Consider the following 21,720-nt stretch of genomic DNA (forward strand, 5'->3'; position numbering starts at 1 on the left):
CATATTCGACCTGCTGTAGACGGGAGCCTTTGACGCGTAAGGATGCGCATGGCCTTCCGCTCGTCACGAATGCACGCCATAATGGCGCATGCAATTGACCTCGCGCCTTGCGTTGATGAACTGGCTCACCGGCCAGGGGCTCACGGGCCTGCCCGAAATCGAACTGCTCCGCGGCTTCTGCGAGCGCTGCTGCGCCGAAGGGCTGGAGCTGTCGCGCGCGCTCGTCGTGATCGACACGCTGCATCCGATCTACGAAGGCCGCGGCTTTCGCTGGAGCGACCGGCCCAGCAACGAGAGCGACGCGTTCGAGTACGGCTCGACCGCCGACGGCGACGCCGCCGCAAGCTGGCGCCGCTCGGTGTTCTTCCACATGCTCGAGAATGGCCACGACGAGATGGTGATCGATCTTGCCGACGCGCCGTCGATGGATTTCTCGCAGATCGGCGAGCTCGCCGAGAAGGGCCACAAGCACTATCTCGCCTTCGTGCACCGCTTCGGCGAGAACGGCGCGCTCGGCCTGATGGACTGTCTCTATTCCTGCTGGACCACGCGGCGCGACAGCGGCTTCAGCGAAGCCGAGCTGGATTCGCTGCGCGATCTCGTGCCGGTGCTGGGGCTCGCGATCAAATCGGCGCAGCAGGTCGACATCGCGCGCACGCTCGGGCGCGTCTATCTCGGCCGCGACGCCTCCGCGCAGGTGCTGGCCGGGCGCATCTCGCGCGGCGTCACCGAGCGCATCAAGGCCGTGCTGTGGTACTCGGATTTGCGCGGCTCGACCGCGATCAGCGAGAGCATCGGCCCGGACGAGATCATCCCGTTCCTCAACGACTATGCGCAGGCCGTAATCGACGCGATCCACGATGCCGGCGGCGACGTGCTCAAGCTGATCGGCGACGGCGTGCTCGCGATGTTCTGGGGCGAAGACATGGCGGATGCGCGGCGCGCTGCGCTGCGCGCCGAGCATCTGTTCCGCAAGAACGTCGCGGCGCTGAACAAGCGGCGGGAGGCCGACGGCCGTCCGACCACCTCGGCCTATATCGGCCTGCATGTCGGCGAGGTCTTTTACGGCAATATCGGCAGCCAGGACCGGCTCGACTTCACCGTGGTCGGCCCGACCGTCAACGAGGTCAGCCGCATCGCCTCGATGAGCCGCTCGGTCGATCGCGAATTGCTGGCGTCCTCCGAATTCTACAAGGGCCTCGACGCCGCCGGCCGGCGCTATCTCGTCTCCACCGGCCGCTATGCGCTACGCGGCATCGGCCGCGCGCAGGATCTCTACACGCTCGACCCCGATGTCGATTCGAGCGAGCCGGTGACGGGAAGCTACGAGCGGTACCTGACGGGTTAGGTTCGTCGTCCCCGCGAACGCGGGGACCCATACCGCGTGATCTATCGAATGCGGACGGTGCCAGTCCCAACGGACATGTGTAACGGCGAGCCTTCGTCAAACTTCTCCCTGGGGTTATGGGTCCCCGCGTTCGCGGGGACGACGGCGGAAGTCGTTGCTCGAACTCCAAGCGTGGCTAGCACCGCGCCGCGACTTCATCTCCCACCATCGCCGGCTGCCGGTCCAGCGCCACCGCCGGCGACAGCCAGATCACCAGGGCTTGTATGCCGAACACGGCGGCCGCCAGATAAAGGCACGCTTCCGCGCTCCAGAGCCCGCCGACGATCGCACCCAGCGCTGAACCGAGTGGGCGGGCGCCGTAGCTCATGATGTTGATGGCGGAGACGCGGCCGAGCAGGCGCGGCGGCGTCACGGACTGCCGCAAGGTCGTGGTCGAGATCACCCACAGGATCGGGCCGACGCCGAGCAGGAAGAAGCTCAGGGCCGCCAGCCAGGGCGAGGCGATCAGCACCGTCAGCGCCATCACGACCGCGGCGACGAAGCCGGTGACCGGGCCGAGGCCGACCACGGTGCCGAAGGCGATGCGCTGCATCACGCGCGTGGCGAGCAGCGCGCCGATCACCATGCCGACGCCGTACATCGTCAGCACCGTGCCGACGCCGGCGGCGGTCAGGCCGAGATGGCGCACGGCATAGGGCACGAACACGGCGATCTGCAGGAACCAGCCGGTGTTGAAGATGAACTGGGTGATGAACACCGGCCGCAGCAGCGGATGGTGAAACACGAAGGCCGCGCCCTCGCGGATCTCCTGCAACGGATGGCGTCGCGGCGCCGGCGTTCGCGCGGGCTCGAAGATGCCGGAGAGCAGCACGACCGCAATCGCCGACAGTGCCGCGGCAAAGCCGAAGGCCGGACTCGCGCCCAACCATCCCACCAGCGTGCCGCCGAGCGCAGGCCCGCTGGCAAAGGCGATGGTGCGCGCAAGCTCGATCCGCGCATTTGCGGCCGGCAGCAGCTCGGCGCTCACCAGCGATGGCACCAGCGCCGGCGCGGCCACGCTGTAGACCACGGTGCCGCACACCGCCGTGAAGCCCAGCAGCGCCAGCAGCGGCAGATTGAGCGCGCCGAGCGCCAGCAGCAGCACGATCGTGGCAAGCGCTGCGGCCCGCAGCGCCTCGGCCCCCGCCATCAGCGAGCGACGCGAGATGCGGTCGGCGAGCAGGCCGGCCGGAATCGCGAAGAGGACGAAGGGCAGGGTCAGTGCGGTCTGCAACAGGCCGGTCTGGCCTTCCGCCACTCCGAGCGTGAGCACGGCGACGATGGGGGCGGCGGCCAAAGCGATCTGCTCGGCGGACTGCGCCGCGAGGTTGGACCAGGCCAGGCGGCCAAAGGTGTCGGGGAGGCGCGGCGGGTTTGACATGGCTCATTTCCTGCAAAGTCGGATGGGCGCGAGTATCCGGCTCCGGGGCCCGTCAAACCCACCCGGTTTCCGACAGGGGCGAATATCGGCCGGGAGGGGAACCGATGCAGCCAGATGCATTTGCAAATGAGTTGCAATAAGAACGAAGTTGGGTATTCTGGCCTCATGGATGCCCGATCTCCCGACCTGACGCCCGACGCCGCCGGCTGGCGTGCGGATTCGCCCGCCACCAAGAGCCTCGCCGAGGTTAATTCCACCATCGCCATTCCGGCCTCGGGCCGCTGGTGGCGGCGGCTGCTCGCCTTTGTCGGTCCGGGCTATCTGGTCTCGGTCGGCTACATGGACCCCGGCAACTGGGCGACCGATCTCGCTGGCGGGTCGAAGTTCGGTTACACGCTGCTCTCGGTCATCCTGCTCTCGAACCTGATGGCGATCCTGCTGCAGTCGCTCGCAGCGCGACTCGGCATCGTCACCGACCGCGATCTGGCACAGGCCTGCCGCGGCACCTATTCGCCGGCGGTGAACTTCCTGCTGTGGCTGGCCTGCGAGGCGGCGATCATCGCCTGCGATCTCGCCGAGGTGATCGGCACCGCGATCGCGCTGAAGCTGCTGTTCGGCATTCCCCTGATCGGCGGCGCGCTGCTCGCGGCGCTCGACGCCTTCCTGCTGCTGCTGCTGATGAACCGCGGCTTCCGCTTCCTCGAAGCCTTCGTCATCGCGCTGCTGGCGGTGATCGCGATCTGCTTCGCGGTCCAGATCGTGGCTGCGGCGCCGCCGGTCGCGGAGGTCCTGCACGGCTTCATGCCGAAGAGCGAGATCTTCACCAACCCCGAAATGCTCTACATCGCGATCGGCATCATCGGCGCGACGGTGATGCCGCATAATCTCTATCTGCACTCCTCGATCGTGCAGACGCGTGCCTATGAGCGCAACGACGAAGGCCGCCGCGAGGCGATCAAATGGGCGACGACGGACTCCACCATCGCCCTGATGCTGGCGCTGTTCATCAACGCCGCGATCCTCGTCGTGGCCGCCGCGACCTTCCACAAGAGCGGTCATTCGGATGTCGCCGAGATCGGGCAGGCGTTCGAGCTGCTGTCGCCGCTGCTCGGCCTCGGCATTGCCTCTACGCTGTTCGCGGTGGCGCTGCTCGCCTCCGGCCTGAACTCGACGGTGACGGCAACGCTCGCCGGCCAGATCGTGATGGAAGGCTTTCTCGATCTGCGGCTGCCGAGCTGGGCGCGCCGCCTGCTCACGCGCGGCATCGCCATCATTCCGGTGATCGTGGTCACCGCCATCTATGGCGAGCGCGGCACGGCCGATCTGCTGGTGTTCAGCCAGGTCGTGCTGTCGATGCAGTTGCCCTTCGCCGTCATCCCGCTGGTCCGCTTCGTCTCCGACCGCCGCAAGATGGGCAAGTTCGCGATTCCCTCCTACGTCGCGGCGATCGCGTGGATCGTCGCGGGCGTCATCGTGGTCCTGAACCTGAAGCTGTTGTTCGACACGTTGTTTGGGTGAGTGCAGGGACTGCCCGCACGTTCCGCGCGGAGGAACCTGCGACGGGCTGCTCGCTAGCGCGAGCCGGCCGTACCCGTTTCGCGCGAACGTGGGTCCAACCCCTCGAAAATGCGCGCCGGCCGGTGACCGACGCTTTCGTCGCGCGCCGACGAACTACCGCTTTTCAATTGGTGCGAAGAGGGTATACTACCTTCAATTGCTGATGGGCCATATTTGCTGACAGGCCAAATTATGACGTTGCGTTTTTCAGGATTGATTTTTCTCCCCGCGGGATAATCGGCGGTCCCGCGCCGGAGTAGATGCGCCGGTCGCATTCTCTCCGGACAATTGGAATGGGTTGCGCGCAAGCTAGGCGCGCGAAGCCAGTGGCCCCGCCATTGGTGATCGACTGATTTTTGCTGCGCGGGTTCACGTCCTGGGAGGGGACGATGATCAGGCCAGAAAGCGTTGATTGCTGCGTTGAAGTCATTGATGAGCGTGTACTGCCGTGACCAAGTGTCCCGCATGTTCAGCCCGTGTCGCTCGCGAGCATCGCTTCTGCTCTCAATGCGGCGCGCGCCTCGATCGCGCCGTGGAGCAGCCCTCCGGTCCATCGGCGGCCAGCACAACTGACCGCGAGGTGCGGGTTGTTCCGCTGCAAGATCATGCGGCGGTTCGGTCACAGATGTTGACCGAAAACAAGCAGGTCAGCGTTCTCTTCGTCGACGTCTGCGACTCGACATCGCTGCTCCAGCACGCCGACCCCGAGGAATCCCGCAATTATCTCGGCAAGGCCCTGAACCATTTGGCCGAAGCGGTCGGGACCTATGGCGGCACGGTGAGTCAGTTGCTCGGCGACGGGCTCGTCGCCTTGTTCGGTGCGCCCGTGGCGCAGGAGGATCACGCCCTGCGCGCGTGCCTTGCGGCCCTCAAGATGCAGAGGGCAACCGTTCCCGGCCACGAGGTTCATGGCATGGCCAGTCCGATGCTGCGCATCGGCATCAATTCGGGCGAAGTCCTGGTCGGCGTCGTCGGACAATACGGCTGGTCGCATTACGGGGCCGACGGCAAGACGATTCACCTTGCATCGCGGCTCGAAAAGATGGCCCCGCCCGGCGGCATTCTGATCAGTGCCGTGACGCAGCGCCTCGTCGCGCAGCAGATCGACACGCGGCCGGTGGGGACGCGGCCGGTGCGAGGGCTGGACGACCCGGTCGAGCTCCATGAGGTCGTGGTCGCCACTGAAAGCTCGGCGGCCGCGCCTCTGACGCGCAAGCAGCGCTGGGCGCCCCTGGTCGGCCGCGAAGAGTCTTTGCGGATCCTGACTGCGGATCTCGACATCGTTCGAACCGGCGTGATGCGGACGATCGGGCTGTGCGGCGATGCCGGGATCGGCAAGTCCCGCTTGATCGCCGACTGGATCGCCGCGCTCGCAAGCCACGGCACGGAGGTCTGCCTTTCGCAGGCGAGAGGTTATGCAAGCGCACGCGCCTACAGCACTGCTGCGGACCTGATCTCAAGCCTGGCCGGGTTGCCGCAAACAAGCGCGACGGACCCACAATCCGTCAGGCAGATCCTGGCCGCCGAATGGGCCAGCGAAGGTGCCGCGCATCTGGCAGCGGTCAATGACTTGCTGGGTCTGGCGGCGCCGGACCAGGCTTGGCTGGCGCTGAATCCCGTCCAGCGGCGGCGGCGAATTGGTGACGCATTGTTGTGGCTCGTGCGCAGACGCGCCCAGGCAGGTCCGTTCGTGCTCGTGCTCGAGGATGTTTTCCTGGCCGACCGCGAGAGCCGGCGGTTGTTCGAGGCGCTGCTTCCAAAGCTTCAGGGTCTGCCCATCCTGGTCTGTGTCAGCTATCGACCCGATTTCGAGCATCAGTGGCGTCAGGCCCCATGGTTCGCGGAGCGCGTGATCGAGCCCCTTCGCGACGGCGAGCTGCTCAGGCTCGCGCGCGCCCTGATGGGGGACGATCCGTCCGTGCTCGGCATCATGAACGAACTGGTCGGGCGCGCCGACGGCAATCCCTTCTTCCTGGAGCAGTTGGTCATCACGCTGATCGACGACGGATCGCTGGAGGGGACGCCGGGTGCATACCGGCTGCAGCGGCCGCCCGGCGAGCTGCGCGTGCCGGGCTCCATCGCCGCGGTGATCGGCGCGCGCGTCGACAGGCTGCCCGAAGCTGCCAAGTCCGCGCTCGAGGCCGCGGCGATCCTCGGCGACCCCATCACGGGTGAACTGATCGCCGCGATGCAGGCCGTGGACTTGGGGCGTGCCGAAGAGCTGCTGAGCCTGTGCGTCGCGTCCGGCTTGTTGACGGGACCAGATCAGGCGCGCGGCCCGCTCGATCGGCATGCCTTCGCGTTTCGCCACGCGCTGGTGCGCGATGTCGTGCTCGGTGCCCTCACGCGTGCGCGGCTCAAGGCGCTGCATCGTCAGGCTTTCCTGGCGCTGCATGCGCGGCCGGGAGCGGCTGAGGCGGACGTCGCCCCCGCACTTGCGCACCATGCCTTCAAAGGGGAGGAGTGGGAGCAGGCGGCGAGGTTCACCGTCAAGTCGATGGCGCGTGCGATCTCGCGCTCGGCCAATCAGGAGGCCCTTCAACTGTTCGAGAAGGGTCTTCAGGCAGCCCGACGCGTCGACGACGCCTCGGTCGCGCAGACCCTGGAGCTCGCGCTTCGCCTGGAAGCCATCGGGGCGATGCTGGCCCTCGGACAGATCGACGACATCTTCAGCAATATGGAGCGTGCGGAAGCCATCGCGGTGCAACTGAACGATCAGCGCGCGCGGGCGGCGGTGTCGACCGAGACGGCGGTGTTCCTGTGGATGCGCGGTCGCTTCGAGCAGGGTCTGCGCTATGCCACGCGGGGTCTCGAGGCGGCGCGCCTCGCGCAACGCCGCCACATGATGATGGCGGCGCATCAGACCCGGTTGATGAATCTCCACGCTCTCGGTCGATATGCAGACGCCGCCATGGAGGGGCAGATTCTGCTCTCCGACTACGGACCGGAGCTGTCGGCGCATTGCGTCCAGCCCGGATGGGCCGCCATCCCCATCATCAATCTGTATGCGTTTCATGCCAGCACGCTCTGGCGGCTGGGAGACAGTGCAAGGGCGCACGCGTTTTGCGCCAAGGCCTACGAAATCTTGTCGAACATCAACCATCCTTATTCCCGTCTGCTGATCGACACCGTCCAGTCGCAGATCTGGATCGAGAGCAGGGAGCTCGATCGTGCCGAGACCTTGATGCGCACGGGCGTGCAGCAATGCATGACGCACAACGTCCCGACCATGCTTTCGGTTTGCACGGGCGTTCTCGGCAGCGCGCTCGCGCGCAACGGCAAGGCCGCCGAGGCGGCGACGATGCTGGAGAAGGGGTTCGCCGACCGCATCTACGAGGCGGCCGGGCCCTACGGCCGGACGTTCATGCGCGTGAGCCTGGGCGCCGCCTATCGCAAGCTCGATCGGCTCGACGATGCCATCGCGGTCGGTCGCAAGGCCGTCGAGGAGGCTGCCGAAGAATACGGTCACCAGACCGAAGCCCTGTTCGAGCTTGCGGAGGCCTTGCGGCAGGCCGGCGATCTTGCGGGTGCCGAAGCGCATTTCAGGCGGGTCGCCGAGGCAGCGGAGCGGCTGGGCATGCCCCACTATCAAGGACGAGCCGCAGCGGTGCTCGCAGATTGGCGGAAGGACGGGTATGCAGCATGAAACTCTCGACCTATGAACCCGACGCGTTGGCGCCGGGAATACGCAGGCTCTCCTACGGTCTGTTCTGCTGGCTCAACCGCCACATCGTCGTCTTGCGCGCGCTCGGCGCGCTGTTGCGGCGCTGGCCCTCCATCGGGGGCCCATTCGGCCTGGTGGCCCGCGCCAGCGCGGTCAAGGATGTGTTGACGCGCACGCCCAGCTTTTCCAACACGGCGCATGCCGCCAACATGGTGTCCGGGGACTACCTCATCGGCATGGATCCCGGCCCGACCTACACGGCCGACAGGGCTCTGGTCCGCGAGCGCCTCGACGCCCTGGATGTTCCGAACGCGTCCGACGAGGAGGCCAAGAGACGGATCGGGATGCTGGAATCCGGTGATCGCAGTTTCGATCTGATCGAGAACTATCTGATGTGGGTCGTCTTCCACGCCATGAAGCCGCTGTTCGGATCGGCGACCGACGCGGTGGTGGCAGGCTCGGCGGACCCGGCCGCGCAAGCCGCCGTCGATGAAGGCCTGCAACGGCAGTACATGCTGGAGATCCGGTATGTTGCAGGTCAATTGCTGGCCGGCAGCCTTGCAACGCTAGACCTTCGGCGGCGGGCGGAGACCTGTGGCGATGCGCTTCAGGCGCGGATCGATCGCGTGACCGGCCCCATCGGCACCGCGTGGGGTGTCAAAAGCGCATCCCGGGACATTGAACGAAACGCGGTGGGGCTTGCCTGGATTTCGCATCCGGTCACCGTTCAATCGGGAGCCCTTGCCGTGCAGGAGCTCCTCGACCGCCCGAAGGTCTACGAAAAACTCTGGTCCCGGGCCCAGACTCTCAAGGACGGCGTCTGGACCGACACGGGTTTCCGCAAGGATGTGCGCGACCATGTGCTCGAGCTCATGCGTTTCCGCCCGATCTTTCCGCTGCTGGCGCGCGACGTGCCGCGGGACACGGAACTGCAGACGGGCGCGCGACAGAACGCCAAATGCCCGGGTGGCGGGAAGGTGTCGCTGCTGGGGATCGCCGCTCTGTTCGATCCGAGCGTGGTCTCCGACAGCAGAAGCTTCTGCCCGGAGCGCGACTGGGGCAGCGAAGATCCGCTGCGCTATCTCATGTTCGGATATGGCTACCGCCAATGTCCTGCCCGGGACCACGCGGTGGATATCCTGACGAGCGCGCTGATCGGATTGCTGACGTTGCCCCGGCTACAGCTGGCGCGCGGTGAAGGCAAGGCCATCACCTATGACGGGCCGCTGATGTTGACCATGCGCATGCGTATCACCTGAGCGAGCGGAGAAGACGGCCATGCTCGAGATCGTCCGGCAGCAGATGATCTGCATCGTTGCGCCAGGCTGGAGCGGCGGAGCGGAGCTTCCAGCGCCGCTCCACGATGGGCTGAACGCCTTTCTGCGGGACGTCGCGGTGGTCCACTTCGCCTCGATCGGGCTGCTCCCGGGCTTGACCGGCGCGCCCAACCCGCAGCCGTCGCTCGTGCTCGAACTTGCCGTCGAGGAGGGCTTCCGCCCCTACGACCTGTTGTATCGGCTGGTCTACCATCCCGGTGGCACGATGTGGGCGCTGTTCGGCTCCATGATTGCTCCCAACGTTGCAGAGCCCACGGCGCAGCATAAGCAGCAATTGCTGGATAAGCTGATGAGCTGGCACAGCATCGCCGATGGCGGCTTCGTCGGCGCCCGCGACCGATCGGTCCGACAGATCGCGATGGAGAAAGACCTGCTCGATCAGACCCGCGTCGAAGCGCGGAAGCTGAAGCCGAAATACGGCAACGATCGCACCGCCTTCGCACTGGCGCTGGCCCGGTGGGCCTCTACCAATCCCGATTTCGGGTGGGCGGCCACACCTGCGCCGCGATCCTATTGGCGCGGGAAGGGGGCGGGCATCGGTGCGAAGCTCGCTTATCCCGTGGCCGCGATCGTGCTGTGGTTCGCGTTGCTCGGGATCGTCTGGGCATTGCCGCGCGCCTATAACTGGTTGTTCGGCGCGCCGGGGCACGTCGGGCAGGCCATCGAAAACGCCATCACCGCGACAACCGAATGCCTGTTCACGATGAGCTGGCACGGGCTGCTTGCGTTTGCGATCATTGTCTTCCTCGTCTGGCTGTTCCTGGTGCCGCTGCCCGCGCAATTCGTGTCGTGGAGGCGCTGGTTGAACAGCGTCCAGCAGGAGCTGGATCGGCCGACCGAGACGCTCTCGTCGCTGGCCACCTATGTGGGCGGCTGGATCATCGGCGTGCCGCTGCTCCTGGCCGTCGCCGCGTGCGCCATCGCCTACACGCTCGCTCCGCTGGCCTATGCGCTGGCTCCGGACTATATGCACGCCGTCATCGAACCTAAGCTGCCGAAGCTGACCGGATTGCAGATCATCGTGATCGCTGTCGCCGCGATCATCGTGGTGCTTGCCATCGGCGCGCTGTTCTACCGGCTCAATCGCTATTTCAAGGGGCTGAGCGAGAGGTTCTTTCATCCGCTTCAAGACGACGTTCCGCGCGCCCAGCAGATCCATCCCTCGATCGAGCGATGCGAGGCCGAGTTGGTCGATGGCACCCAGCACATGTTCAGCCTCACGGAGCTGCGCGGTCCGCAATGGTGGAGCGCGTGGTGCATCCGGGTGGCGATGCGCATCGTGACGTTCGCCGGACGTGTTTTCTTCACGCAAGGCTGGCTCGGCAACGCGCCGGGCATCCATTTCGGCCATTGGCACATCATCGACGGCGGTCGCCGCTTTCTGTTCTGCTCGAACTATGACGGCAATTTCGGCGGCTATCTCGACGATTTCATCAACGGGGCGGCCGTCGGCACCACGCTGGCCTGGCGCTGGACCCAGCTGCATCCGCGCGACCCGGCGCTGGCGGGGCAGCCCGGCATTGCAAAGCCGCGCAGCTTTCCGCCGACGCGCTTCGTCGTCTTCCGCGGCGTGAAGTGCGAGCTGAAATTCAAGTCCTATGCGCGCGACAGCATGCTGCCGCATCTCTACCATTTCGACGCCTGCAACCGGACCGTCGACCAGATCAACCTCGCGACGGGACTGCGCGACGCCCTGTTCGGCGAACGCAACGAGAAGAACGACGACCTGATCATGAGGGCCATCGAGACATGAAGCACGCTCCGCGTCTCTCCGAGCAAAGCCACGACATCCAGGGTATCCTCAAGAGCGGCTTCGGCTCGCTCACCGTCAGTCGTTTCAGGCTGCTGACGATCCACGACGCGAAGCTGGCGAAGGCATGGCTGGCGCAACTGCTCGCCACCGGCCTGATCGTCAGTGCGGAACAGGTCGGCAAACCGAAGCCGGCGAAGGAGAAGCAGGAGAAGCAAGAGAAGGAAGAGAAGGAAGAAAAGAAACCCGTCGATGCCGTCGTCTCGATCGGCTTTACCTATTCGGGACTGGTCAAGCTCGGTTGCCAGGAAACCAGCGACCATCCGTTTCCGACGCCGTTCCGCAGCGGCATGGGCAGCGAGCTGCGCGCCAAGCTGTTACGGGACGAATACCGGCAGTGGACCTGGACTGACCACGAAGGCCCCGGCGGAGGTGCAGTGGTGCACATCCTACTCGCCGAATGGAGGAGGCGCGGCGTCGCCTCGGGATTGCCTCCGATTAACCCGAGCGCCTTCTCCGTCATCGAGGCCGGGGACGATTCCGATTTCTTCGACGGGGACGGTAAATTGAGCGAGCCGTTCGGATTTCGCGATGGCCTCGCCCAGCCGGTGATCCGAGGCCTCAGGGATCAGGATGGCGGGAGCTTGACGCAGGTTCGGGCCGATGCCGCCGGTTTCTACGACGACCGGCTGGTGGAGCCGGGCGAATTCATCCTGGGCTATCGCAACGAATACGACGAGCTGACTTTTTGCCCGAACGTGCAGGGATGGGCGAGCGCCAGCGGCCGGTTCACCCTGAACGGAAGCTATCTCGCCGTCCGACAGTTCGAGCAGAACGTGACCGCGTTTAGGGCGTTCGAGGCTGCGCATTCGGACTTCGAGGCAGCGAACGGAGTTTCGGCTGGTGAGAAGCTGATGGGGCGCAGGAAGAACGGGCTTCCGTTGTCGTGGAAAGGCGACCCGACCGTGCCCGTGTCGGATTCGGCGGCCGATGCGTTCCGCTATCGCGTCGAGGACGCTAACGGTTTCATGTGCCCCAAGGGGGCCCATGTGCGCCGCTCCAATCCTCGTGACTCGCTCGGCATCGACGTCCAATCGAGCATCAAGTCATCCAAGCTGCATCGATTGCTGCGGCGTGGGCGCCCCTATGCCGAGGCCTCGGGCCGTCAGGGCATCTTCTTCATCGCCTGCAATGCGGATCTCGAGCGGCAGTTCGAGTTCATCCACCAGCGTTGGCTGCAAAACCGGAGGTTTGGAACGCTCGAGAGTCAGGATGATCCGATCGTGGGGTCGCAATCGTGTCCGAAGGCTTTCACCATTCCAGGCGAGGCCAGCGGCAGTGAAGTTTCGCTGCAGCATTTCACGGAGACGCTTGGGGGCGGTTACTTCTTCCTGCCCGGGATCGCGGCGCTGAAGTTCATCGCCCGGGTTTGATGGCGTGCAAGGTTGTTGTTTGCGGGGGACCTTTCCGGAAGGCGCTGCGCACCTTTTCCGGATCGGACCTCAGTCCTGCGGCTCGGACGCGGCATCGCCCTGCGCGTCGATGCGCAGCCAGCCGGAGGGCGCGAGGCGCTGCTGCGGCAGGAAGCGGGCCTTGTAGTCCATCTTCTTGGAGCCCTCGATCCAGTAGCCGAGATAGACGTAAGGCAGGCCTTGCCGGCGGGCGCGGGCGATGTGGTCGAGGATCATGAAGGTGCCCATCGAGCGGCTGACCTGGCCCGGCTCGAAGAACGAATAGACCATCGACAGGCCGTCGCTGAGCACGTCGGTCAGCGCCACCGCGATCAGCTCCTCGCCGCGGCCGGTGATGCCGCTGTCGGGCCCGCGCTTGCGGTACTCGATGATGCGGGTCTCGACATGGCTGTCCTCGACCATCATGGCGTAGTCGAGCACGGTCATGTCGGCCATGCCGCCATGGCGGTGGCGGGCATCGAGATAGGCCCGGAACACCGAGTATTGCTCGGAGGTCGGGACCGCGCTGCGCTGCTCGCCGATGATGTCGGAATTGCGCGCCATCACCTTGCGGAAGTTGCGGGAGGGCCGGAACTCGTTGGCGACGACCCGGACCGAGACGCAGGCGCGGCACTGGTCGCAGGCCGGCCGGTAGGCGATCGACTGGCTGCGGCGGAAACCGCCATGGGTCAGGAGGTCGTTGAGATCGCCGGCGCGCTCCCCCACCAGGTGCGTGAACACCTTGCGCTCATGCCGGCCCGGCAGATAGGGGCACGGAGAGGGCGCCGTCAGGTAGAATTGGGGGGTGTCGCGCGAGTGCTGGGTCAAGGGACGTCGTGGGCCTCCGAAGTGGGTCTCAGCATCGCGCTACGGAAGCCCCCGGTCAATTGGTCTACTCGGCAGGTCAGGTCAGACAGCTTAAGTGATCCTGGTTGATAGGTCCTTGATCGCCAGCCTCTCAATAGGTCCTTGCGCCCTGCGGTACGGGCGCGCGGACCGAATTGTTGATCACCACCGTTCCCAGCACGACATCGTGCAGCAGGCGGCGGCGGCCGTTGAACAGGCCGACCAGCACCACGAAGGGCGTCAGGAACGAGACCGAGACCCAGAACAGCACGGCATGGGTGGCGCCGAGCACGAAATAGCCGGGCGCGCCGTACCAGGTGCGCAGCTCCAGATCCATCAGGCGCATGCCGATCGTGGCGGAGGAGGGACCGCCGATGCAGGCGCCATAATAGACGATGGCCCAGATCACGGAGGCCGGCCAGGCCAGCCAGAACAGCGCCCAGCCGAGGCCGAGTGTCACCACGCCAAACAGGGCGATGAAGATGTAGCCGAGGATCACCGGTACCGAGATTACGACCATGTCGATCAGGAAGGCGAAGGCCCGCCGCGTTGCAACGCCGCGAAACAGCTCCGGGTGCAGATAGGGGTCGTAGGCGTGCGGTTGCACCCCGCCGTCATTGCGCCATGCGCCCGAATTGCCCGTCTCGTACGACATGTCGGTCCTCCCAAGGGGGAAACAGAGGGAAAAACCCTCGAGGCAGGACATGGGAACAGGCTCTCCCCCTGCCAAGGGCGCTGGGACGTCAACAAGCCGAAATATTCGGGCGATTCGGGGGCGGGGGCTTAGCGGTTGGGGGAGCCGATAGCGTCGCCACATCTTCGGTGTCGTCCCCGCGAACGCGGGGATCCATAACCACAGGGAGCAGTTTGGCGAACACCCACAGTTCATTCTTCGCTGGTACGGATACCGCGCGCCATCGAGGGATCACCCGGTATGGGTCCCTGCGTTCGCAGGGACGACAGCGGAGCTTATCCTTGGCTGCGCAGCTTCTCCGCCGCCTTCGGCGCAAAATAGCTGAGCACGCCGTCGGCGCCGGCGCGCTTGAAGGCGAGTAGGCTCTCCATCATCGCGCGCTCGCCGTCGAGCCAGCCGTTGTTGGCCGCGGCTGCGATCATCGCGTATTCGCCCGACACCTGATAGGCGAAGGTCGGCATCGCAAACGTGTCCTTCACGCGGCGCACCACGTCGAGATAGGGCATGCCGGGCTTCACCATCACCATGTCGGCGCCTTCGGCGATGTCGAGCTCGACCTCGCGCAGTGCCTCGTCGGTGTTGGCGCTGTCCATCTGATAGGTGCGCTTGTCGCCGGTCAGCGTCTTGGCCGAGCCGATGGCGTCGCGGAACGGGCCGTAGAAGGCGGAGGCGTATTTGGCCGCATAGGCCATGATCTGCACGTCGGACAGGCCGGAGCGATCCAGCCCCTCGCGGATCGCGGCCACGCGGCCGTCCATCATGTCGGAGGGCGCGATGATGTCGCAGCCGGCTTCGGCCTGCACCAGGGCCTGGCGCACCAGCACCGCGACCGTCTCGTCGTTCAGGATCCTGCCGTCCGAGATCAGGCCGTCATGGCCGTGGCTGGTGAAGGGATCGAGCGCGACGTCGCAGAGCAGGCCGATCTCCGGAAACTCCTTCTTGATCGCGCGCACCGCCTGGCAGACCAGATTGTCTGGATTGCAGGCTTCCGATCCGTGCTCGTCGCGCAGGGAGGGGGCGGTGTAGGGAAACAGCGCGATGCAGGGGATGGTGAGCTTCATGGCGCGCTCGGCCTCGCGCACGGCCTGGTCGACGCTGAGGCGCTCGACGCCGGGCATCGAGGCGACCTGTTCGCGCTTGTTGGTGCCGTCGATCAGGAACAGCGGCCAGATCAGGTCGTCGGTGGTGAGCACGTTCTCCCGCACCATGCGCCGGGCCCATTCGGCCTTGCGGTTGCGGCGCGGGCGGACGGTCAGATCGAGGGCATGGGGCACCATCGTGCCCTCGTGGCGCGAGACCTCGCGCAATTCGATCGGACGTCCGTATTTGATCGCCATCACTCTTCCTCCGGCTGGAATTATTCTTATACCAGCTCGCACGGTTCCCGTCACCGCGGCTTGACCTGCCGCAAGGCAGCCTTGAACGAGGCGCGGCCGATTGATTTTGCAGGGCGAAGCAGCCACAAAGGGCCCATGTCCGAGATCTCCACCCGCGATGCGGCCCGCGACGGCGCAAGGGACACTGCCCGAGACGCCGCCAGAGAGACGGCGAGGGAGAGCGCCATGTCGGTCGCCGCGATCTCGTCGGAGCGGACTGAGTCCGACGACAATGTCTGGACGCGCCGCCTGGTGCTGTTCCTGCGGGTGATGGCGCTGCTGTCGATCCTGAAGGGGCTGTATCACTGGGCCCAGGTCACGGGCTTTGTCGGCGGCGAGGACGAGGCGTTCGAGAATCAGTCGATGGCCTGGCAGGCCGCCACGGTCTACTTCGCCGTGATCGAGCTCGTTGCCGCGGTCGGCCTGTGGCTGGCAACGCCATGGGGCGCGGTGGTGTGGCTGACCACCGTGGTGTCGATGGCGGTGATCGAATTGATGTTCCCGGGAATCTACGGCGGCAGCCTGATCGTCGTCGGCGTCGAAGCCTTCATGCTCGCCGCCTATCTCGCACTCGCCTGGATGGCCGCGCGCGAACGGCCGCCATAGGCGACAACGTCGCGATCAACAATGCTCTCGTGCCCCGGACGCAGCGCAGCGCTCCTGGCGATGCGAAGCATCGTCCGGTGCGCTGCTGAGCCGGAGCCGATCTCTCCAAATCTCGTTTGTGGCTTTCTCGGTCCCGGATCTTTGCTTCGCTGGTCCGGGACACGAGAGCGGAGTTGTGCGCGTTTGGTTGACCGCTGGTTGCGTAAAATTTGCCGTTACTTTTCGCTAACCAGCCGGTTCCGCCACAGCTCTTACGCGCCCGTTTCGAAACGGAGCGGGGCTGTTCTGGAATGCGACAGTTGCGGCGGACGGAGGGTGAACAGGACCTTGCGAAGGTCAACAGAGGGTTGCGAAAAGTGCTTGTGGCACAGGCTTAATCCGCAATTCACTGTCTTAAATTCATGATCTCTTTATTCTCTTATTTAAGCCGATCTTCAAACGCGCCCCTTAAGTTGCACCTATCAGACGGGACACAAGTTTCGTCGAATAAGTGTCGATAAAAACGACAACAGGGGAAGTGTCATGATGAAAGCCGTCGCAACTGCGGCAGATACCGCAGAGCGCGTCTCCGGCCAGCAGGGTTCGGTGCAGTCGCTCTATCTGGAAGCCTTGACTCTGGTGGAGCGGCTGCATCGCCGGCTCCTCGACGTGATCAAGGACGAATTCGATCGCCGCGGCCGCGCGGACATCAACTCGGTGCAGGCGCTCCTGCTCTACAACATCGGCGACAAGGAGCTGACCGCGGGCGAGCTGCGCACGCGCGGCTACTATCTCGGCTCCAACGTCTCCTACAATCTGAAGAAGCTCGTCGAGCTCGGCTTCCTCGATCATCAGCGCTCGCGCGTTGATCGCCGCTCGGTGCGCATCCGCCTGACCCCGCAGGGCCAGGAAGTCCGCCGCATCGTCGATGCGCTCTACCAGAAGCACGTCAAGACGGTCGAGCAGGTCGGCGGCATCTCGGGCGAGGAGTTCTCGACCCTCAACAAGTCGCTGCACCGCCTCGAGCGGTTCTGGACCGACCAGATCCTGTATCGCCTCTGATTTTTCGAAGGGATTAGGCCAAGCCGGCCCGCAACAAGACCGGCAAGCCTTTCCGAAACGTGCCTGACTTCCCCAAGCGCGCTGGCCCGGAGTTGCCCCCGGACCAGCGCGTTTACATGTATTGCACTTGCGAAAAAAGTAGCGGAGGCGGGGAACCAGTTCCAGCTCCGGCGCTTATCTCCTTCGGATCGGAGACATGACGATGTTGGTCGAGCGCGGGCTTCAGGCGATGAATGTGGAACTCGTGAGCGAGGCCTACGCCATCGCCGCGAACTACCTTCGCCGCTCCGGCGCGATCCCCGATACGCTCGTCACCGACGAACGCCTGCTCGAGATCATCATCAAGCTGATCCAGCACGGCGGATTCAACAAGATCAGGCTCGCCAACAAGGCGATCGCCCGGTTTCAGGCGCAAGCCGAGGCCCGCGCCGTTGCCTGATCAACACTCCCGAAACTTGGAAGAACCAGAGGGTGCCATGGAAGCCGCCATCGACCGCATCATGCAGACCTATGACCTGCTCGCTAACCGCACGGCCGCGGCCAGCGAGGAGGCACGGGCCAAGGTCACGAACTACCTCAATACGCTGATGGAAGCCGGCGAGAAGGACACCCATCGGTTGACGGTGTGCGGCCTGACCTATCTGCGCCAGCTCGACGGCAGCGTCGATCCCGTGAAGGCGGGGTATACCGGGCTGTGACCTGACATCGGCCGCCGTCCGCGGCCGGGGATGAGACGTTAAGGCCCGAAGCGGTCCTATTTCGGGCTAAGGCCGACGGGCGGTTTCCTCGACCCGGCCGGGCTGCCGAAAACCTTCAATCCCCACCATATCTTGCACAAATATCGAGCCCGACCCGCAAACCCTTGGCCTGTTGCGGGTGATGTGGTAGATCGCGCGTGCTTCCGATCGCCACACCAGACCCGCCCGTAGCCCGCCAAAAGGCTGCGGCGGTGGAGATATTCGCAAGATGACCTCAGCCAAGAACTCTACAGCGTCCGCCTCCGCGCCCGATTCGTTTTTCACCGCCTCGCTCGAGCAGGCCGACCCGGAAATCGCCGCCGCCATCAAGGGCGAGCTCGGTCGTCAGCGCCACGAGGTCGAGCTGATCGCCTCCGAGAACATCGTCAGCCGGGCCGTGCTGGAAGCGCAGGGTTCGGTGATGACCAACAAGTACGCTGAGGGTTATCCGGGCGCGCGCTACTATGGCGGTTGTGAGTGGGTCGACGTCGCCGAGAATCTTGCGATTGATCGCGCCAAGAAGCTGTTCGGCGCCAAATTCGCCAACGTGCAGCCGAACTCCGGCAGCCAGATGAACCAGGCGGTGTTCCTGGCGCTGCTACAGCCCGGCGACACCTTCATGGGCCTCGACCTTGCGGCCGGCGGCCATCTCACCCATGGCTCGCCCGTCAACATGAGCGGCAAGTGGTTCAAGGCCGCGCACTACACCGTGCGCCGCGAGGACCAGATCATCGACATGGATGCGGTCGCCAAGCAGGCCGAAGAGGTCAAGCCGAAGCTGATCGTCGCCGGCGGCTCGGCCTATTCGCGCGCCTGGGACTTCAAGCGCTTCCGCGAGATCGCCGACAGCGTCGGCGCGTATCTGCTGGTCGACATGGCCCACTTCGCCGGCCTCGTCGCCGGTGGCGTGCATGCCTCGCCGGTGCCGCATGCCCACATCACCACGACGACGACGCACAAATCGCTGCGCGGCCCGCGCGGCGGCCTGATGCTGTGGAATGACGAGGCGCTGACCAAGAAGTTCAACTCGGCGATCTTCCCAGGCCTGCAGGGCGGCCCGTTGATGCACGTGATTGCGGCGAAGGCGGTCGCCTTCGGCGAGGCGCTGCGTCCGGACTTCAAGGTCTATGCGAAGAACGTCGTCGAGAACGCCAAGGCGCTGGCCGAGGCGATGAAGAGCCACGGCTTCGACATCGTCTCCGGCGGCACCGACAACCATCTGATGCTGGTCGATCTCAGGCCGAAGGGCCTGAAGGGCAACGCCTCGGAGAAGGCGCTGGTTCGCGCCGCCATCACCTGCAACAAGAACGGCATTCCGTTCGACCCCGAGTCGCCCTTCGTCACCTCCGGTATCCGTCTGGGTACGCCGGCGGCGACTACGCGCGGCTTCGGCGTCGCCGAATTCCAGCAGGTCGGCGGCATGATCGCCGAGGTCCTCAACGCCATCGCGCAATCCTCCGACGGCAAGGCGCCGCTGGTGGAAGCCGCCATCAAGGAACGGGTCAAGGCGCTCACCGACCGGTTCCCGATCTACCAATAAGGCTGGGTTCAACGGATGCGCTGCCCGAACTGCAACAGTCTCGATACGCAGGTAAAGGACTCGCGTCCGACCGAGGACTCTTCCGTCATCCGCAGGCGGCGCGTGTGCGTCGCCTGCGAATTTCGCTTCACCACCTTCGAGCGCGTGCAGCTGCGCGAGCTCACGGTGATCAAGCGCAACGGCCGCCGCGTGCCGTTCGACCGTGACAAGCTGATGCGCTCGGTGTCGATCAGTCTGCGGAAGCGGCCGGTCGAGCCGGAACGGGTGGAGAAGATGGTCTCCACCATCGTGCGCGAGCTCGAGACTGGCGGCGAGGCCGAGATCTCGTCCGAGGTGATCGGCGAGACCGTGATGGAGCATCTGCGTACGCTCGACGACGTCGCCTATGTGCGCTTCGCCTCGGTCTACCGCAATTTCCGCGAGGCGAAGGATTTCGCCGACGTGCTCGGCGAGCTCTCGGGTGAGGAGGAAGCGCGGCTCGCCGCGATCCGCAAATGATCTTCCGTATCCTGGAAGACCAGTTCGCCCAGAAGATCCGCGACGCCAAGGACGCCGACCGCCGCTTCATGGAGCTGGCGCTGGCATTGGGCCGGCGCGGGCAGGGGCGGACCTGGCCCAATCCTGCCGTCGGCGCCGTCATCGTCAAGGACGGCGTCATCGTCGGCCGCGGCTGGACGCAACCGGGCGGGCGGCCGCATGGCGAGCCCGAGGCTTTGCGGCGCGCGGGAGAAGCCGCCCGCGGCGCCACGCTCTACGTCACGCTCGAGCCATGCTCGCATTTCGGCAAGTCGCCGCCTTGCGCCGATGCGGTGATCGCCGCCGGTATCAAGCGGGTGGTGGCGGCGATCGAGGATCCCAATCCCGAAGTTGCAGGGCAGGGGCATGCACGCCTGCGCGCTGCCGGCATCGCCGTGGACGTCGGCCTGTGCGCGGCAGAGGCGGCGTTCGACCATGCCGGGCATTTCCGTCGCATCAGGGATCACCGCCCGCATGTGATCCTCAAGCTCGCGGTCTCGCCCGACGGCAAGATCGGCGCCGCCGGCGGCAAGCCGGTCGCGATCACCGGGGAGGCGGCGCGCAATCGCGTGCATCTCCTGCGCGCGCAGAGCGATGCCATCCTGGTCGGCATCGGCACGGTGCTGGCGGACGATCCGCAGCTCAATTGTCGCTTGCCGGGCATGGAGGCGCGCTCGCCGGTGCGTGTGGTGCTCGACCAGAGCCTGCGCATCCCCGCTTCAAGCCAGCTCGTGCGTTCCGCGCGCGAGACGCCGCTTTGGGTGATCGGGTCCGAGCTCGCAGAAGCCGCGGCCGCGACCCGCCTGGGCGCGGCCGGTGCGCAAATCATGCGCATGCCGCCGAACGGTGCATCCGGGCTCGATCTTCCCGCCGTGCTGCATGCGCTGGCCGAGAAGGGCATCACGCGGCTGATGGTCGAGGGTGGCAGCCGCGTGGCGGCGTCCTTCGTCGCGGCCGGCCTCGTCGACGAGATCTGGCTGTTCCGCGGCACGGAAGCGGTTGGCCCTGGCGGCGTCGATGCGCTCGATGCATTGCCCCTGACGAAAATCACGCAGTCGCCGGCCTACAAGGTTCATGCTAGCGAAACATTCGGCAAGGACACTCTCACCATCTACGAGCGCGCGTAATGTTCACCGGCATTGTCACCGATATCGGCGAGATCGTCAGCTTCACGCCCGTGGCACAGGGCCAGCTGCACCGGCTGCGCATCGCCTGCAGCTACGACCAGGCCACCATCGCCGACGGCGCCTCGATCGCCAGCAACGGCGTGTGCCTGACGGTGGTCGCCTCCGGCGTCGCAGGCGGCAAAACCTGGTACGATGTCGATGCTGCGGCGGAGACGCTGGCGCTGACCACGGCCAAGCACTGGAAACTGGGCACGAAGCTCAATCTCGAGCGCGCGCTCAAGATCGGCGACGAGCTCGGCGGCCATATCGTCGCCGGCCATGTCGACGGCATCGCGACCATTATCGGCCGCGAGGACTTGCCCGACATGGCGCGGTTCGAGCTCTCCACCACGCGGGAGCTGGCCCGGTTCATCGCCACCAAGGGCTCGATCACGCTCGACGGCGTCTCGCTGACGGTCAATACGGTCAAGGACGTGACCTTTTCGGTGCTGATCATCCCGCATACGCTCGATGTCACCACGATCGGTGGCTGGAAGGCGGGCAGCGAGGTTAATATCGAGGTCGATCTGATGGCCCGCTATGCGGCGCGGCTGACGGAAATGACGGTCTAGCCGTCATTCCGGGGCGATGCGAAGCATCGAACCCGGAATCTCGAGATTCCGGGTTCGCTTCGCGCCCCGGAATGACAGTTTCTAACTTGGCTTACGTGC

General features: G+C 65.4%; 18 protein-coding genes. 14 read left to right on the forward strand and 4 right to left on the reverse strand.

Features of this window, described 5'->3' with window-relative positions; all coding sequences use genetic code 11:
• Positions 1–88: 88 nt before the first annotated feature.
• Complete coding sequence (locus CO669_RS28290; protein ID WP_097663225.1) at positions 89–1,348, forward strand: adenylate/guanylate cyclase domain-containing protein; 1,260 nt, start codon at positions 89–91, stop codon at positions 1,346–1,348.
• Between the two features lie 175 nt (positions 1,349–1,523).
• Here CO669_RS28290 and CO669_RS28295 read toward each other — a convergent pair whose 3' ends face one another.
• Positions 1,524–2,768, reverse strand: a complete 1,245-nt coding sequence (locus CO669_RS28295) for an MFS transporter (RefSeq protein ID WP_097663226.1) — start codon at positions 2,766–2,768, stop codon at positions 1,524–1,526.
• Between the two features lie 165 nt (positions 2,769–2,933).
• Between CO669_RS28295 and CO669_RS28300 the strand changes: the two genes are divergently transcribed.
• From CO669_RS28300 to CO669_RS28320, 5 genes are all read left to right on the forward strand, one after another.
• Positions 2,934–4,286, forward strand: coding sequence for an Nramp family divalent metal transporter (locus tag CO669_RS28300; RefSeq protein WP_097663227.1), 1,353 nt, complete (start codon positions 2,934–2,936; stop codon positions 4,284–4,286).
• Positions 4,287–4,950: 664 nt separating this feature from the next.
• Positions 4,951–7,971, forward strand: coding sequence for an ATP-binding protein (locus CO669_RS28305; protein ID WP_245444547.1), 3,021 nt, complete (start codon positions 4,951–4,953; stop codon positions 7,969–7,971).
• Positions 7,968–9,248 (forward strand): cytochrome P450, encoded by a 1,281-nt coding sequence (locus CO669_RS28310; RefSeq protein WP_097663229.1) that lies wholly within the window; start codon positions 7,968–7,970, stop codon positions 9,246–9,248. Before CO669_RS28305 ends, CO669_RS28310 begins: the two co-directional genes overlap by 4 nt.
• 19 nt (positions 9,249–9,267) lie before the next feature.
• Positions 9,268–11,079, forward strand: coding sequence for a hypothetical protein (locus CO669_RS28315; RefSeq protein ID WP_097663230.1), 1,812 nt, complete (start codon positions 9,268–9,270; stop codon positions 11,077–11,079).
• On the forward strand, positions 11,076–12,509 hold the full coding sequence (locus tag CO669_RS28320) for a Dyp-type peroxidase (protein WP_245444549.1): 1,434 nt from the start codon (positions 11,076–11,078) through the stop codon (positions 12,507–12,509). Before CO669_RS28315 ends, CO669_RS28320 begins: the two co-directional genes overlap by 4 nt.
• A 69-nt stretch (positions 12,510–12,578) precedes the next feature.
• Here CO669_RS28320 and CO669_RS28325 read toward each other — a convergent pair whose 3' ends face one another.
• From CO669_RS28325 to hemB, 3 genes are all read right to left on the reverse strand, one after another.
• The gene (locus CO669_RS28325) at positions 12,579–13,355 is read right to left on the reverse strand and encodes an arginyltransferase (protein WP_097663231.1); all 777 of its coding nucleotides are present in this window, start codon (positions 13,353–13,355) and stop codon (positions 12,579–12,581) included.
• 130 nt (positions 13,356–13,485) lie between these two features.
• Positions 13,486–14,028, reverse strand: coding sequence for an RDD family protein (locus CO669_RS28330; RefSeq protein ID WP_198964303.1), 543 nt, complete (start codon positions 14,026–14,028; stop codon positions 13,486–13,488).
• Positions 14,029–14,342: 314 nt separating this feature from the next.
• On the reverse strand, positions 14,343–15,404 hold the full coding sequence (gene hemB / locus CO669_RS28335; protein ID WP_097663233.1) for a porphobilinogen synthase: 1,062 nt from the start codon (positions 15,402–15,404) through the stop codon (positions 14,343–14,345).
• Positions 15,405–15,539: 135 nt separating this feature from the next.
• Between hemB and CO669_RS28340 the strand changes: the two genes are divergently transcribed.
• The 8 genes from CO669_RS28340 (at position 15,540) to CO669_RS28375 (ending at position 21,621) form a co-directional block, all read left to right on the forward strand.
• Entirely contained in the window at positions 15,540–16,049 is a 510-nt protein-coding gene (locus CO669_RS28340; RefSeq protein ID WP_097663234.1) for a DUF6163 family protein, read from the forward strand.
• Between the two features lie 522 nt (positions 16,050–16,571).
• Complete coding sequence (gene ldtR, locus CO669_RS28345; RefSeq protein WP_018320040.1) at positions 16,572–17,090, forward strand: transcriptional regulator LdtR; 519 nt, start codon at positions 16,572–16,574, stop codon at positions 17,088–17,090.
• Between the two features lie 202 nt (positions 17,091–17,292).
• Positions 17,293–17,529 carry a hypothetical protein gene (locus CO669_RS28350; protein ID WP_097663291.1) on the forward strand — a complete coding sequence of 79 codons (237 nt, stop codon included), beginning with the start codon at positions 17,293–17,295 and terminating at the stop codon, positions 17,527–17,529.
• 37 nt (positions 17,530–17,566) lie between these two features.
• Complete coding sequence (locus CO669_RS28355; protein ID WP_091893260.1) at positions 17,567–17,788, forward strand: hypothetical protein; 222 nt, start codon at positions 17,567–17,569, stop codon at positions 17,786–17,788.
• A 268-nt stretch (positions 17,789–18,056) separates the two neighbouring features.
• Complete coding sequence (gene glyA, locus CO669_RS28360; RefSeq protein ID WP_097663235.1) at positions 18,057–19,367, forward strand: serine hydroxymethyltransferase; 1,311 nt, start codon at positions 18,057–18,059, stop codon at positions 19,365–19,367.
• Between the two features lie 15 nt (positions 19,368–19,382).
• Positions 19,383–19,865: a transcriptional regulator NrdR gene (nrdR, locus tag CO669_RS28365; protein WP_027529969.1), complete on the forward strand. Its 483-nt coding sequence runs from the start codon at positions 19,383–19,385 to the stop codon at positions 19,863–19,865.
• Complete coding sequence (gene ribD / locus CO669_RS28370; protein ID WP_097663236.1) at positions 19,862–21,010, forward strand: bifunctional diaminohydroxyphosphoribosylaminopyrimidine deaminase/5-amino-6-(5-phosphoribosylamino)uracil reductase RibD; 1,149 nt, start codon at positions 19,862–19,864, stop codon at positions 21,008–21,010. The genes nrdR and ribD overlap by 4 nt, the downstream gene beginning before the upstream one ends.
• Positions 21,010–21,621 (forward strand): riboflavin synthase, encoded by a 612-nt coding sequence (locus CO669_RS28375; protein ID WP_097663237.1) that lies wholly within the window; start codon positions 21,010–21,012, stop codon positions 21,619–21,621. The genes ribD and CO669_RS28375 overlap by 1 nt, the downstream gene beginning before the upstream one ends.
• The last annotated feature ends 99 nt before the right edge of the window (positions 21,622–21,720 follow it).

It is taken from the genome of Bradyrhizobium sp. Y36 (assembly GCF_002531575.1).
Lineage (GTDB): Bacteria > Pseudomonadota > Alphaproteobacteria > Rhizobiales > Xanthobacteraceae > Bradyrhizobium.